This window comes from Arachnia rubra, from assembly GCF_019973735.1.
Lineage (GTDB): Bacteria > Actinomycetota > Actinomycetes > Propionibacteriales > Propionibacteriaceae > Arachnia > Arachnia rubra.
In genome coordinates this window covers 38,258-52,259 of the sequence record NZ_AP024463.1, presented here as the reverse complement: position 1 = coordinate 52,259, position 14,002 = coordinate 38,258, and the positions used below count along the sequence as shown (strand labels likewise).

General features: G+C 68.9%; 11 protein-coding genes. 9 read left to right on the top strand and 2 right to left on the bottom strand.

What is annotated here, in order from left to right; genetic code table 11:
• Positions 1 to 7: 7 nt before the first annotated feature.
• Together SK1NUM_RS15095 and SK1NUM_RS00205 are read right to left on the bottom strand one after the other, a co-directional pair.
• Positions 8 to 310 (bottom strand): transposase, encoded by a 303-nt coding sequence (locus SK1NUM_RS15095; protein ID WP_244980175.1) that lies wholly within the window; start codon positions 308 to 310, stop codon positions 8 to 10.
• Complete coding sequence (locus tag SK1NUM_RS00205; protein ID WP_244980176.1) at positions 298 to 1,119, bottom strand: ISAs1 family transposase; 822 nt, start codon at positions 1,117 to 1,119, stop codon at positions 298 to 300. Before SK1NUM_RS00205 ends, SK1NUM_RS15095 begins: the two co-directional genes overlap by 13 nt.
• A gap of 202 nt (positions 1,120 to 1,321) precedes the next feature.
• Here SK1NUM_RS00205 and SK1NUM_RS00200 point away from each other — a divergent pair, with 202 nt between their 5' ends.
• From SK1NUM_RS00200 to SK1NUM_RS00160, 9 genes are all read left to right on the top strand, one after another.
• Positions 1,322 to 1,741, top strand: coding sequence for a hypothetical protein (locus SK1NUM_RS00200; RefSeq protein WP_212323864.1), 420 nt, complete (start codon positions 1,322 to 1,324; stop codon positions 1,739 to 1,741).
• Between the two features lie 876 nt (positions 1,742 to 2,617).
• Entirely contained in the window at positions 2,618 to 3,811 is a 1,194-nt protein-coding gene (locus SK1NUM_RS00195) for a hypothetical protein (RefSeq protein ID WP_212323863.1), read from the top strand.
• A gap of 68 nt (positions 3,812 to 3,879) precedes the next feature.
• On the top strand, positions 3,880 to 4,914 hold the full coding sequence (locus tag SK1NUM_RS00190) for an ABC transporter substrate-binding protein (protein ID WP_212323861.1): 1,035 nt from the start codon (positions 3,880 to 3,882) through the stop codon (positions 4,912 to 4,914).
• Positions 4,911 to 5,924 carry a FecCD family ABC transporter permease gene (locus SK1NUM_RS00185; RefSeq protein WP_212323859.1) on the top strand — a complete coding sequence of 338 codons (1,014 nt, stop codon included), beginning with the start codon at positions 4,911 to 4,913 and terminating at the stop codon, positions 5,922 to 5,924. Before SK1NUM_RS00190 ends, SK1NUM_RS00185 begins: the two co-directional genes overlap by 4 nt.
• Complete coding sequence (locus SK1NUM_RS00180; RefSeq protein WP_212327314.1) at positions 5,924 to 6,754, top strand: ABC transporter ATP-binding protein; 831 nt, start codon at positions 5,924 to 5,926, stop codon at positions 6,752 to 6,754. The genes SK1NUM_RS00185 and SK1NUM_RS00180 overlap by 1 nt, the downstream gene beginning before the upstream one ends.
• A complete protein-coding gene (locus tag SK1NUM_RS00175) occupies positions 6,751 to 10,470 on the top strand; it encodes a cobaltochelatase subunit CobN (protein ID WP_212323858.1) in 3,720 nt (1,239 codons plus the stop codon). The genes SK1NUM_RS00180 and SK1NUM_RS00175 overlap by 4 nt, the downstream gene beginning before the upstream one ends.
• Before the next feature lie 23 nt (positions 10,471 to 10,493).
• On the top strand, positions 10,494 to 11,060 hold the full coding sequence (locus tag SK1NUM_RS00170; RefSeq protein ID WP_212323856.1) for a hypothetical protein: 567 nt from the start codon (positions 10,494 to 10,496) through the stop codon (positions 11,058 to 11,060).
• Positions 11,061 to 11,106: 46 nt separating this feature from the next.
• Positions 11,107 to 12,990 (top strand): VWA domain-containing protein, encoded by a 1,884-nt coding sequence (locus tag SK1NUM_RS00165; protein ID WP_212327312.1) that lies wholly within the window; start codon positions 11,107 to 11,109, stop codon positions 12,988 to 12,990.
• The gene (locus SK1NUM_RS00160; protein WP_212323855.1) at positions 12,987 to 13,979 is read left to right on the top strand and encodes an ATP-binding protein; all 993 of its coding nucleotides are present in this window, start codon (positions 12,987 to 12,989) and stop codon (positions 13,977 to 13,979) included. The genes SK1NUM_RS00165 and SK1NUM_RS00160 overlap by 4 nt, the downstream gene beginning before the upstream one ends.
• The last annotated feature ends 23 nt before the right edge of the window (positions 13,980 to 14,002 follow it).

Sequence of the window (14,002 nt, the reverse complement as noted above, 5' to 3'; positions counted from 1 at the left end):
GTGTTGGCTAGGGGATTTGTCGGGGTTGGGTGATGAGTTGGAGTGGTCGCAGAGGGTCTCTAGAGTGGTGTCTGAGGGCTGCGGCGATGCTGACAGCTCCGGCCAGGCGATGGAGGCTGATCGCGGTGTTGCGTAGCGTGGCCATCACGGCGGGGCCGTGCCCGGTGTGGAGCTGGTGACGGTCCTCGTCGAAGGTCACATCCCTGACCCAGTGCAGCCGGTTCTCGATACCCCAATGACTCTGGATGAGGTCAGCGAGGTCAGCGGGGCTGGTCTGGCGGGCATCGAGGGAGGTGATCAGGTAAACCACCCCCACACGGTCTTGCGGCCGTCGATGGTGCGAGTACGGCGCAACTGTGCGACCTGACGGGCACCCGGCCAGTCGATCCAGTCAGGGACCTGACAGACCTTGATCGTGCGCCTCACGCGCCGGCCATGACCGGTGGTCGTGCTGTGGTGGGCGGGGATGTTCTTCCAGGGCAAGGCCTTGAGCGCGGTCCGTAGGCGGGGCTGGTTGCCTTTCACCGTCAGCACGTAGTCATGACCCTGCCCGGTAAGGGTGCAGGCAGTGGAGCGCTGGGTGTGCAACGCATCAGCGGTGACAACGATCTTGCTGCGTGGCAGGGATTCCAGCAGAACCGGCAGGGCGGCGATCTCGCCGGTCTTCGCGGGGAGCTGGTGTTGTGCGGCCACGATCCCGCCGCGGGTGACAGCGGCCAGCAGATGCGGCGCGGCCATGTCACGAGTTTTCGCTCCACGCAAGGTTTTACCGTCGACCGCCACCACCATGCGACCCTTCCATCGGGTGGCGTCACGGGCCAGCAGCCACGCCCCGACCATCGCGGACAGTTCGTCGGCGTCGAGGGCTTGGAGGATTCGGCGGATCGTGGATTCCGACGGTACTCGACGCCCCGGGCGCAGCAGCCCCGACGTGGCCAGGAGATCGCGGCCAACATCAGCGGCCCACTCGGCGATCGCGACCAGGCTGCTCGCACCGGCACACACCGCCGCTGTAGCGATGGCAAGAACCCCGGCCAGGTCGTGGCGGCGACCACGACGTCCCCGAGGGTCAGCGATGGTGGCGAACACGCCCAGCAGCGACTGGCCGCAGACAGGCATGGTGAGGGATGATGAGCACACGCGTGGGGCCTCGTGATTTCTCGGTGATGACAAGGTGTGTAGGAACCCTCATCATCCCAGAATCCACAGGCTCCACGCCCCCATCACACCTAGCCACACCCCAGACACCACGACTTTGCCGAGGCCCTGGGGTATATTCCGGGCCATCGTCCCAAATATCTTATTCATCCGGTTCCTCAGCGTGCTCGATGGAACCCCCTTCCCGCACTACAAGTTTAACTCCGCCGGAGATCTTATATCCGGCAAAGAGTTTTCAGCTCTTATCGCTTGGCTCCACGGCGTGAACTACGGGGATAAGATTCTCACGTGCGGAATCGCAGTGATCATGCTGATCTACAGCACCCGGCTCATCAAAAGCAAGAAGCGCACCGCCCTGGTGATAGCGGGAGCCGCACAGTCACTGATCATGGCGCTGGAGATTGTCTTCTTTCTTATCGTACATTCCTACTTGACTATAGAACTAGGTTCCTATATGGATGTGCCATTCATCGAGATGTTTGTGATGATCATGGTGCTGCTCGTCATGGCGATACTGCCGATTGTGATCATCGTCTTCCTCCGCAGCCGGGACGTGACCACCTGGTGCCGCACCCAGCACTGAGACCCTGGAGCGGATCGCACCGAGAAGATGCTGCAAGGTTTCCTGGGATTCCTGCCCGCCGTGGTCTCCGGCCGCCGGAGGCCCGACTCCAGCATGCGACGCTCAGTCACGCGATCCCGCTCTGACCTGCAGCTGCGAGGCCAAATCCGTCTGAGTGGCGGAACGCGGGAAGGTCAGGGGCGCACGGGTGACGTGATGCACCAGGATTTTTAGATGGATGCTGTAAGCGCTCCCATCATCTGGTCACTTTGAACCCCAACACGCTCAGATACGTGTTCCCCAACTGCCAGGAGCCGGGTTAGGGTGCTGTTTTCACCAACTCAGAGAAGAGACACCCATATGAGCGACCAGCAATCCAGCCCCACACCTCATGAAGAAACATACTACACCCCAGAGCCACTGACACCTTCCCAGGACGAGCCCAAGCGCGCCAGCGACGACCAGGCATCCACCGACGCCGGGCAACCTGGGGCGTCCCACCACGCAGCAGCCCACCAAGAACACCCCCTGCCCACAGCGCCACCCCCGCAAGTCCCCACCAAGGTTACTGCCGCGGCCACCCTCGCTACCGTCAACGGCATCCTGGGCATTCTCCGGGTCGCCGCCACGCTTATTTTCATCGTTCCCTTCTTCAGGTCTGCTGATAACTGGCAGTCATTTATTCACATTTATTTACTGGCTTGCATCGAGGTAGGCTGCCCTCTCTGGATCGCAGTGACCATGCTGCGTGGCGGCCTCCAGCTTCGCAAAGGCGGAAGGCGCGACTCTCTACTGGTTGCTGGGTTTATTCAAATTGCAATGGTGTCATTGGAGTCTGCCTTCTTAATGCCCTTGGCTATGGGGCCCGCTTCCTTGTACGCTTTACCCTTCCCCTTGATGCAATCCATTGGTCTAGTATTGCCGACCCTCATCGTCATCTTCCTGCTCAGGAAGAACCGGGCACCGCAGCACACGACCGCAGCTGACGCCACCCCTCAGGGGGCTGTCGGCGACCAGCCACCACGCCCTGAGCTGGCCCCCACCCGGGTGACCGCCGCAGCCGCCCTGGGAATCACCACCGGCTTCCTGGGCATTATCCGGGGTACAGTCATGCTTAGCATGGCCATAAGCTCCTTTGTTGATGCCGGCTTCAGGGAATATGGTAGACCTCATCTTCTGGTGCTCGGTATCGATACGATTTGCACTCTCGGAATCGCAGTGATCATGCTGCGTGGGGGCCTCCGGCTTCGTAAGAGCGGAAAGCGCACCGCCCTACTGGTTGCCAGTTTCATTCAGGCTCCAGTAGTAATACTGGAATCTGTTCTCCTTCTTATCATCTATTCTCCCTCGTACGCTTCCCTCTTGTACGCTTTCCCCTTCCCCTTCATGCAATTCGTTGGCCTGGCACTGCCGGTCTTGATCCTCCTCCTACTCAGGAAGAAGACGGCACCCCAGCACACGGCCCTAGAGCACACCACCTCTCAGACATCAGAGGACACCACCCCCCAGAGAGCCATCAACGACCAGCCGTCACGCCCCGACCCAGCTCCCGCCAAGGTGACCACCGCAGCCACCCTGGGAATCACCATCGGCATCCTGGCCATTATCCGGATTCTCGTCCCGAATATCTCGATCGCCTGGTTCATCGAAAGGTTCGATAGCCTCACGTTGGACTACACATTCGACTCCTCGGGGAACAGGATACCCGGCAAAGACTATTCAACCCTCATTGCCTGGCTCCACGGCCTGAGCTATACGGAGAAGATCCTCACGTGCGGAATCGCAGTGGCCATGCTGGTCTACAGCATCCGGTTTCTCAAGAAGAAGAATCGCACCGTCCTGCTGGTAGCAGGAGCCGCGCAGTCAGTGCTCGCGGCGCTGGAGATCGGGTTCATCGTCTTCATGTATTCATACCTGATTGCAGAATGGGATTTCTCCATGGATACAGAGTTCACCGACACGTTCCTGATGATCATGCCGCTGCTCGCCCTGCTGATACTTTCGATCCTGCTGATCGTCTTCCTACGCAGCCGGGACGTGATCGCCTGGTGCCGCCCCCAGGCCGAGACCCCCACTCCCGTCGACCCCTAGGCCCGCGGCCCCAATTAGACTAGGCTGACGTTTCCTATTTGGACCGGACCGCGCCGAGGAGGAGGACGATGCTGCGACGCTTCCTGGGGTTCCTGATCGCAGGCCTGCTCGTCGTGGTCTCCGGGTGTGGGACGCCAGCCCCCGACGCCGAGTCCCCAGCGCCCTCGGTGGCTCCGTCGGCCAGCGCCAGCCCCGCCATCTCGCTCTCGTCGGAGTCCTTCCCGCTGACCGTCACCGACACCACCGGCCGGCAAGTGAGCCTCGAAAGGCGGCCCGAACGGGTGGTCTTCCTGTCGGGCACCCCGCTGAACGTCTGGTACGACGCCGGAGGCAGCGCCGTCGGGCGTCCCGAGCTGACCGACAACATCCGGCTGGGCGCGGACTACGCCGGCACGATCATGGCGCTACCGTCGGTCGGTATGCCCTACGCCACCGACTCGGAGGCCGTCGCTGGCCTGCAACCGGACCTGGTGGTCGGCGTCGAGGGGCCGCACGACGCAGCCGTCGAGGCCTATCAGAAGCTGGGCATCAACTCCATCCTGGTGAAGATCCGGTCCCTGGACGACCTGAGGCAGACCTACCAGGCCTTCGGGACCCTGGCCGGATCCCCCGAGACCGCCCGGCAGCGCATCGCCGCCATCGACGCGCAGTGCCAGCAGGTGCTCTCCCAGGTGCCGGGACGAAAGGCGTCCGTGGTGATCCTGTTCGTCACCGCCCAGAGCCTGGCCGTCAAACGCGACAACAGCATCGCCGGGCAGATGTCGCTGCAGCTGGGGCTGACGAACATCGCCTCCGGCTCCACCCCCGACAATCCCGGCTCGGAGACCACGCCCCTCGACATCGAATACATCGTCAGCAAGCAGCCCGACCACGTCCTCGTGACGTCGATGATGGGCAGCAACGAGCAGGCCCGCGAGACCCTCCAGGCGCAGCTGGAGACGAACCCGGCCTGGCAGACGATCGACGCGGTGCGCGAGGGCCGGATCCACTACCTGCCGCAGCAATACTTCCTGTTCAACGCCGGACCGTACTACGGCGACGCCCTGGCCTACCTGGCCGCGACCATCCATCCCGACGTCTTCGGGGCACCGGTGGAGCCTTGACCAGTCAGCCGCTGGCGGGCAGAGATCTTCGGGAACAGGGCTGGTACCAGGCTTTGGTGTTCGCGGCCCTCGGGGTGCTGCTGCTGGGCGGGGCCGTCTTCGCCCTGGGAAGCGGCACCCTGGCGCTCCACCCGGGCCAGGTGCTGAACGCCCTGTTCGGCGAGACCGGGTACCAGTGGCATGGGGTGGTGTGGGACATCCGGCTGCCGCGGGTGCTGGTAGGCGCTCTGGTCGGCATGAACCTCGCCACCTCGGGCGTGATCCTCCAGGCCGTGATGGGCAATCCCCTGGCCGACCCCGGGATCATCGGGGTCTCGTCGGGTGCCGGGCTGGCCGGGATGGTGGTGCTGCTGGCGCTGCCCCAGCATCAGGCGCTCGTCACGCCGGTGGCGTTCTGCGGGGCCATGCTGGCGGCCGTGGTCATCTACGCCCTGGCGTGGCGGGGCGGCATCCGTCCCATGCGGGTGATCCTGGCCGGGGTAGCGGTCTCGGCGCTGTGCGGCGCGGGCATCAGCGCGGTGATGGTGCTGTTCTCCGACCGTCTCCAGGGCGCGTTGCTGTTCATGAACGGCGCCATGACGTTGAAGGGCTGGTCGGAGTTCGGCCAGCTGTGGCCCTACTCGCTGGCGACATTGCTGGCGTCGCTGCTGGTCACGCGGCAGCTCGACGTGATCGTGCTCGGCGACGACGTGGCGCGTGGCGTCGGCATGAACGTGCAGGCCAACCGGCTCCTGCTGACGGCGATCGCGGCGCTGCTGGCGGCCAGTGCCGTCAGCGTGGTCGGGCTGCTGGGTTTCGTCGGGTTGATCGTCCCGCACATCATGCGCCTGGTGCTGGGCACCAGGCACCAGTTACTGGTGCCGGGCGCGATCGTCTTCGGGGCCGCGCTGGTGATGATCAGCGACACGATCTCCCGGACGCTGTTCAGCCCCATCGAGATCCCGGTGGGCATCATGATGGCGGTGCTCGGGGTGCCGTTCTTCCTCTTCCTGCTGCGGAGGGCCCTGTGATGCCGGCCGGGCTCAGCGCGCGTGGTCTCCAGGTCAGCCTGGGCGGCAGGCGGATCCTCGACGGCATCGACGTCGACTTCACCCCCGGCGCGCTGCATGGGGTCCTGGGGCCGAACGGCTGCGGCAAGACGACGCTGCTGCGCACACTCTGCGGGGCACTGCGTCCCGATGCCGGCCGGGTGCTGCTCGACGACCGTCTGGTCCAGGACCTCTCCCCGGCGCGGATCGCGCGGGTGATGGCGGTGGTGTGGCAGGGTGGCCAGGCCGACGGCGACGTCACCGTGGAGCGGCTGGTCGGCTACGGCCGCTACGCGCACCTGCCGTGGTGGCAGCCAGGTCCGCCGCGCCACGACTCCGCGGTCGAACGGGCGATGGAGGCCACCGGGGTGGGGCATCTGGCACACCGGCGGGTGGCTTCGCTGTCCGGTGGTGAGCGGCAGCGGGTCTGGATCGCCACCGCCCTGGCGCAGGAGCCGAGGATCCTGCTGCTGGACGAGCCGACCACCCACCTCGACATCGCCCACCAGCTGGACGTCCTCGACCTGGTCCGCGGCCTCAACGAGCGTTCCGGGCTGACGGTGATCGCCGTCCTGCACGACCTGGGGCAGGCGGCCCGCTACTGTGACCGCTGCGTGGTCATGGGGCAGGGCCGGATCGAGGCCGACGGCGTCCCGTCCGAGGCACTGTCGGCCGGGGAGGTCGAACGCAACTTCGCCGTCGACGCCTGGGTTACAACCGACCCCGGATCGGGGCATCCTGTGATCGTGCCGCGTCGCCGGGTGTCCGGCCAGGTCTCGCCGGAAGGGCCGGAAGGTAAGGATCCATCATGAGAGTCGTCGTGATCACCCACTACCCCGGGGCGCTGCGTGGCTTCATCGCCGCCGCCGCGCACTACGACCGGCAAGCCCCCGGCTGGGGCGAGCTGGCCCTGTTCAACGCGTCGCAGGAGCTGCGCGATGCCGACGCCGACGCCATGCGCGCCGCCGTCGAGGCGGCCGACGTGGTGGTCGTGGACCTGATGCGCTCGGGTCCGGAGTGGTACGACGTCCTGGTCCCGGTGCTGGCCGGCTACCACGGGCACCTGCTGGCCTTCGGACTGCAGTTCGCGGAGCAGACCCGCCTGGGCAGGTTCCGGATGCCCCAGGGCGCCATGCCCGGCATGCTCCTCGCCGACTCCGGCCAGCCGGAGGACGCCCACCCCGCCGGCAAGCCCCCCAGGCCGGGAGCCGACGGCCCCGAGGACCCCCGGGCGCGGCACGACGCGATGATGTACTCGCGCCTGGCCCGCGCGTACCGGAAGATGCACGGCAGCGACGCCCAGTTCGTGCTCGGCACCCTGCTGCGCGACTACGGCGGACACGCGGACCTTGAGGTGCCCGAGCCCAGCGTCCAGCAGCCGGGGGCGTACCTGGCCGACCCGGCGACCCGGGTGCGCTACACCAGCGTCGCCGACTACCTCGCGGCGCACGGCGGCCCGGATGGCCGTCCCGTGGTGGCGCTGCTGTACAACGGCTACAGCTACCCCACCGACCCCGAACCCGTCGCCGCGCAGGTCGCCGAGGTCCTCGGAAGGCAGGCGCGGGTGCTGCCGGTCGCCATCGAGACAGACGCCGCGACCGCCGTCGACTCGATCGTCGAGATCTGCACCACCGCCGGCCTCGAACCGGAGCTGATAGTCACGCTGATGAGCTTCCGGTTCGGCGCAGGACCCACCGGCGGCGACGCCGAGCACGGCATCCAGGCCCTCAACCGGCTGGGCGCGCCCTACCTGTCGCCGATCCTGCTGACCCGCACCACCGCCGATCAGTGGCTGCACGAAAGTCACGGGCTGGGGCCGTCGGAGGTGCTGGTCTCGGTGATGCTGCCCGAGTTCGACGGCGCCATTAACCAGATCCCGGTCGCCGCCATGACCTCGCCCGAGCATGACGAACGCCACCGGGTGGACACCTCCGAGCTGCAGGTCATCGCCGAGCAGCTCGACCGGCTCGCCGGGCGGGTCGCGGGGCTGCTGCGGCTGCGGCGGCTGGCGAACCAGGACAAGCGGGTGGCGGTGATCGGCTACGACTACCCGGCGGGCGAGGGCAGTCTCCTGGCGGCGTCGCAGCTCGACGTGGCGGCGTCGATCTCCGCGATCCTGGACGACCTCAGCCAGCACGGCTACCGCACCGAGCCGGTGAGCGCCGAGCGGCTGCGCGCCGACCTGATGGCCGGGCAGGTCAACTCCCCCAGCTACCTCACTCAGGTGCAGCCGGCCGTCTACCCCCGCGGGCAGGCGCACGCCGACCTGGGCGACGACCAGGCATGGCGGGACGTGGAGCAGGCCTGGCCCGCCGACGGCCCGCAGCTCATGACCGACGCGGCCGGCGACTACCTCATTCCGCACGTCGCCTACGGCAACGTCCTGGTCGGGATCCAGCCGGGCCGCGCCCCCGAGGCCGACGGCTCCCTGGCCCACGACAACACCGTCCCGCCGCACCCGCAGTACCTGGCCTACTACACGTGGCTGCAGCACGTGTGGCGGGCCGACGTGATCGTGCACGTCGGAACGCACGGGACGTTCGAGTTCCTCAAGTCGAAGGAGAACGCCGTCAGCCGGCACGACTTCCCGGACCTGATGATCGGCGACGTGCCCCACGTCTACCTGTACTACGTCGGCAACCCCGCCGAGGCGCTCCTGGCGCGGCGGCGTTCGCACGCAACCATGGTCAGCTACCAGTCGCCGGTGATGACCCCCGGCGGCCTGCACGACGACCTTGAGGAGGTCGCGGACCTGCTGGCCGCCTACCAGCGCACCCTGGCCGCGGCGCCGCAGACCAGCGACGACCAGCTGGCGGAGCTCCAGGAACGGGCCGCGCAGGCGCACCTGCCCACCGACCCCGACGAGCTGGAGGGCGAACTGGAACGACTGCGCGCCCAGCTGATCCCCCTCGGCCTGCACGTCTTCGGCAGCCGCTGGAGCCCGGACGAGGTCGCCTACATGGTCAGCGGAGTGATCGGCAACGGCGTCGACGAGCTGGCGCCCGGCTACGAGCTGATGGCGGCCGCCGACGGCCTCGATACCGAGCAGGTCCGGCAGCTCGACGAGGCGAGCATGGCCCGCTACGCCGACGCCGCCCGGGACCTCGTCGAGCTGGCCCTGGCCAGCGACACACCGGCCGAGCAGCTGGCCGGCGACGAGACGTCGCAGGCGATCATCGTCCGCTCCCGCGAGCTGGCGGCCCGGTTCGCGGGCAACCAGGAGTGGGACTTCCTGCACAAGGCGTTATCGGGACGCCACGTCGAGGCGCGGCTCGGCGGCGACGCGATCCGCAACCCGGAGGTGCTGCCCAGCGGGGCGTCGCTGTACCAGTTCGACCCCCGCCAGGTCCCGAGCGCCCTCGCGGCCCGGCGCGGCGAGGAGATGGCGCGGCAGATCACCGACGCTTACCGGGAGGGTCACGGCGGTGCCTGGCCGGGCTGCGTCGGCCTGGTGCTGTGGGGGCTGGAGACCACCCGCACCCACGGCGAGACCTACGCGCAGGTGATGTCGCTGATCGGGGTGCGGCGGGCCCGGGCCAGGCGTCCCGGGCAGCCCGGCTGGGAGGTGATCCCCGCCGCCGAGCTGGGACGTCCCCGCGTGGACGTCGTGGTCACGATCTCGGGTTTCTTCCGCGACCTGTTCGGCACGCTCGTCGAGGAGCTGGACGACATGTTCGCGGCGGTCGCGGCCCTGGACGAGCCCGCCGAGGTCAATCCGGTCGCTGCGCGCACCCGCGCCACCCATGACCAGCTCGTCGCCGGCGGCATGGACGAACGCCAGGCCGGGGAGCTGAGCCACGTGAGGGTTTTCGGACCGCCGCCGGAGCTGTACGCCACCGGGCTGACCGACGTGATCGACGCCGGGAACTGGGACGCCACCGCCGAGCTGGCCGAGCATTTCACCAACGGCTCCCAGCACGTCTACTCCCGGCACCGGCACGGCGACAAGGTGCCGGAGCTGTACCGCGGGCACCTGGCGGATGTGCAGCTGGTCGCGCAGTGCCGCTCGTCGAACGAGCACCACATCACCGACCTCGACCACTTCTTCGAGTTCCTCGGCGGGATGAGCGCGTCGGTGGCGGCGGCCCGCGGCGAGTCCGTGCCGACGCTGGTCACCGACACCACCGGGCGGCGCGTGCACACCGCGACGGCCGGGGATGCGGCCCGGGCGGGCCTGTACGCGCAGCTGCTGAATCCGAAGTGGGTCGATGCGATGCTCGCCCACGGGCACCAGGGCGTCGGCGAGATCTCCGACCGCACCACGAACCTGCTGGGCCTGGCCGCCACGACCGGCGAGATGCCGGACTGGATGTTCGACGCCGTCTGCGACCGGTTCATGGGCGACCCCGAAATGCTGGGCAGGCTCCGCGACGCGAACCCGCACGCCACCGCCGCGATCGCGAGCCGGCTGCTGGAAGCCAGCCGTCGTGACCTGTGGCAGGCAAGCGACGAGCGCATCGAGACCCTGGAGGACGTCCAATTCGACATCGACACCGCCCTGGAGGGCGCCGGCGAGGACGGCGCCTGACCCCCACGACAAGGAGCACAGCCATGACCATCACACCCACGCCCATGAGGAAGCTCACCGCGACGCTCAGCGCCTGCCTGGCGGCCGGCCTGGTCCTGGCGGGCTGCTCGGGCGGCAGCACCGGGCAGTCGCCGGCGTCGTCGCCTGCCGCCAGCAGCCCGGCCGCCGCCCCGAGCCTCACCCCGGAGGGCGGCAAGCTGGTCGACACCGACCTGCAGGCCAAGGTCTTCAAGGACTCCGGCTTGAAGGTCACGATCGATCCCGCGGCGAAGACCGCAGCCTTCCAGCTGGTCGACCCGAACAGCGGCGAGAACTTCACCGACCACTACACCTTCGACTACACCGCCAAGACGATGTCCTGCCATCGTTTCGTCTCCGCCATGCAGAAGGCCTTCGACTACACGGTGAGCCTGGAGACGGGCGAGCTGACCGCCGTGGTCGGCGACGATGGGGCCGACGCGATCCCGGGCCTGAAGCAGATGGGGCGTTTCGACAAGGCGCAGAGCGACCGCGTCAAGGAGCAGAAAGACCTGGAGGCCTGGTTCAAGGAGCGTTACGGCAAGACCATCGAGGAAGCTGCGACCGCCTGACGTGCCCGCGCTCTTCCCGTTCACGGCCGTGGTGGGGCAGCCGCAGATGCGGCTGGCCCTGCTGCTGGCCGCCGTCGACCCGGCGATTGGCGGGGTGCTGATCCAGGGCGCCAAGGGCACGGCGAAGTCCACGATTGTGCGGTCGCTGGCGGCGCTGCTGCCGTCGGGCCGGCTGCGGACCCTCGCGCTGGGGACGACGGAGGACCGTCTCGTCGGCGGCCTGGACCTGGAGGCCACCCTGACCGGCGGGGCTCCGCGCTTCCAGCCGGGACTGCTAGCCGAGACCGACGGCGGCATCCTGTACGTCGACGAGGTCAACCTCCTCGACGACCATCTCGTGGATCTGGTGCTGGACGCCGCTGCCAGCGGGGTGGTGGCCATCGAGCGGGAGGGCTTCTCCCGCACCCAGCCGGCCCGGTTCGCGCTGGTGGGGACCATGAACCCAGAGGAGGGGGCGCTGCGGCCCCAGCTCCTCGACCGGTTTGGGCTGTGCGTCGAGGTGACGGGGGCTTGGGACGTGGACGAGCGGGTCGAGATCATGGCCCGCCGCCTCGCCTTCGACGCCGACCCGACGGGTTTCGCCGCATCCTGGGCGGCTGCGGAGACCAGGCTGGCCGGCCGGCTCCGGCAGGCCCGGGCGGCGGTGCCAGGGGTGGTGCTCGGACGTGGATTCAGCGAGCAGATCGCAGAGCTGGCGATGGACGCGCAGGCAGCCGGGCACCGCGCGGAGCTGGTGATGGGCCGCGCCGCCCGCGCCCACGCCGCCTGGTGCGGCCGGTCCGGGGTGACCCGTCAGGACGTCGACGCGGTGGCGGAGCTGGTGCTGGCCCACCGGCGGCGTCACATCCCCCCACCGCCGCAGGCACCCGCGGAACCGTCGCCGGGACGGCAGAGCGAGGCGACACGGCAGGGAGAGACGACACAGCCACCTCCCACCGACCCGGCCCCGCCGCGGTCTTCCGAACCGCACTCCGAGCCGTCCGAGCTCTCCGAGCCGCCGGGACCGGCCGGGGAGCCGGCCCCGGACCAGGTCGCGGGCGTCGGGGAGCCGTTCCGGGTGCGTCCCCTCGACCTGGCCGCGTCCCGGCACGGCCGCTCCGGGTCGGGCCGCCGCACCACCACCGTCAGCGACGACGCGCGGGGCCGCTACATCCGCTCCCGGCCGACGCCGCAGTCGGTGGACCTGGCCTTGGACGCGACGCTGCGCGCGGGCGCGGTGCACCAGCGCAGCCGCCGCCGGCGCGCCGCCGAGCTGGGCGATCCGCGCCGCGATCTGGCGGTGATCATCGAGCCCGGCGACTGGCGTCGCAAGGTGCGGATCCGGCAGGCCGGGTCGCTGGTGGTGCTGTGCGTGGACGCCTCCGGCTCGATGGGAGCGCGGGGCCGGATGGCAGCCAGCAAGGGCGCGGTCCTGAGCCTGCTGCTGGACGCCTACGTCAAACGCGACCAGGTGTCGCTGGTCAGCTTCCGCGGCACCGGCGCGCAGGTGCTGGTGGAGCCGACCTCCTCCATCGAGACGGCGGAGCGGCGGCTGCGGGAGCTGCCGGTTGGGGGCCGCACCCCCCTGGCCGCGGGCCTGGTGCGGGTCTCGGAGCTGCTGCGGCGCGCCCTGCTGCGCGACCCGGCGCTGCGGCCCCTGGTGATCGTGGTCACCGACGGGCGCGGCAATGTCGGCCTGGAGGGCCGGGTCTCGCGAGCCGCCAGCGCGGAGGCGGTGCAGGTCGCTGGGCAGCTGGCCCGCGACGACCGCGTCACATGGGTGATCGTCGACACCGAACCGGCCGGTCCGATGGCCCGCGGCCACAGCGTCGAGCTGGCCGCAGCGCTCGGAGCCCGCCGGTTCGCGATCGAGGAGCTGCGCGCCGACGACCTCGTCTCGGTGGTGCGCGACCTGCAAGACTCGGGGAATTCAAGGAAGGAACGCCGATGAGCCGACCCCAGTATCCGTTCGCCGCCATCGTCGGGCAGGACGAGATGAAGCTCGCCCTGATCCTGACGGTGATCAGCCCGCAGGTCTCCGGGGTGCTGATCCGCGGCGACAAGGGGACCGCGAAGTCCACGGCGGTGCGTGGCCTGGCGGAGCTGCTGCCGGAGCGCGCCGAGGCCGCGGGCACGCCCTATCACCTGTCGCCCGGGGAGTATCGCGAGTACCGCGAGGAGCTGGACCTGCCCGAGGCCGAACCCGAGACCCGCCGCACCCGGGTGCCGGTGGTGGAGCTGCCGGTCGGGGCAACGGAAGACCGGGTCGCCGGTACGCTCGACTTGGAGACGGCGCTGACGGCGGGTCGCAAACGGTTCGAGCCGGGGCTGCTGGCGGCAGCGCATCGCGGGATCCTGTACGTCGACGAGGTGAACCTCCTGGACGACCACGTCGTCGACCTGCTGCTCGACTCCGCCGCGATGGGCGTGAACACCGTCGAGCGGGAGGGCATCAGCCTCACCCACCCGGCCCGGTTCTCGCTGGTCGGCACGATGAACCCGGAGGAGGGCGAGTTGCGGCCGCAGCTCCTCGACCGGTTCGGGCTGTGCGTCACGGTCACGGGCGAGACCGACCCCGATGCCCGGGTGCAGATCATCGAGCGGCGGCTGGCGTTCGAGGCCGACCCGGCCGGGTTCGCCGGCCAGTGGCGCTGCCAGAGCGACGAGCTGGCGCAGCAGATCGCATCGGCCATTGACCTGCTGCCGCAGGTCGAGGCCGGCCACGGGGTGCTGCGGCAGGTCGCACAGACCTGCATGGAAGCCGGCGTCGACGGCCACCGCGCCGACATCACCATGGTCCGGGCAGCCCGCGCCCTGGCCGCCTGGAATGCCCGGACGGAGATCGTCCCCGACGACCTCAGCCAGGCAGCCCACCTGGTCCTACCCCACCGCATGCGCCGCCACCCCCTGGAAACCATCGGGCAGGTCCAGTCGCGGTGAGGGACCGAGGGAACCAGCGGAGG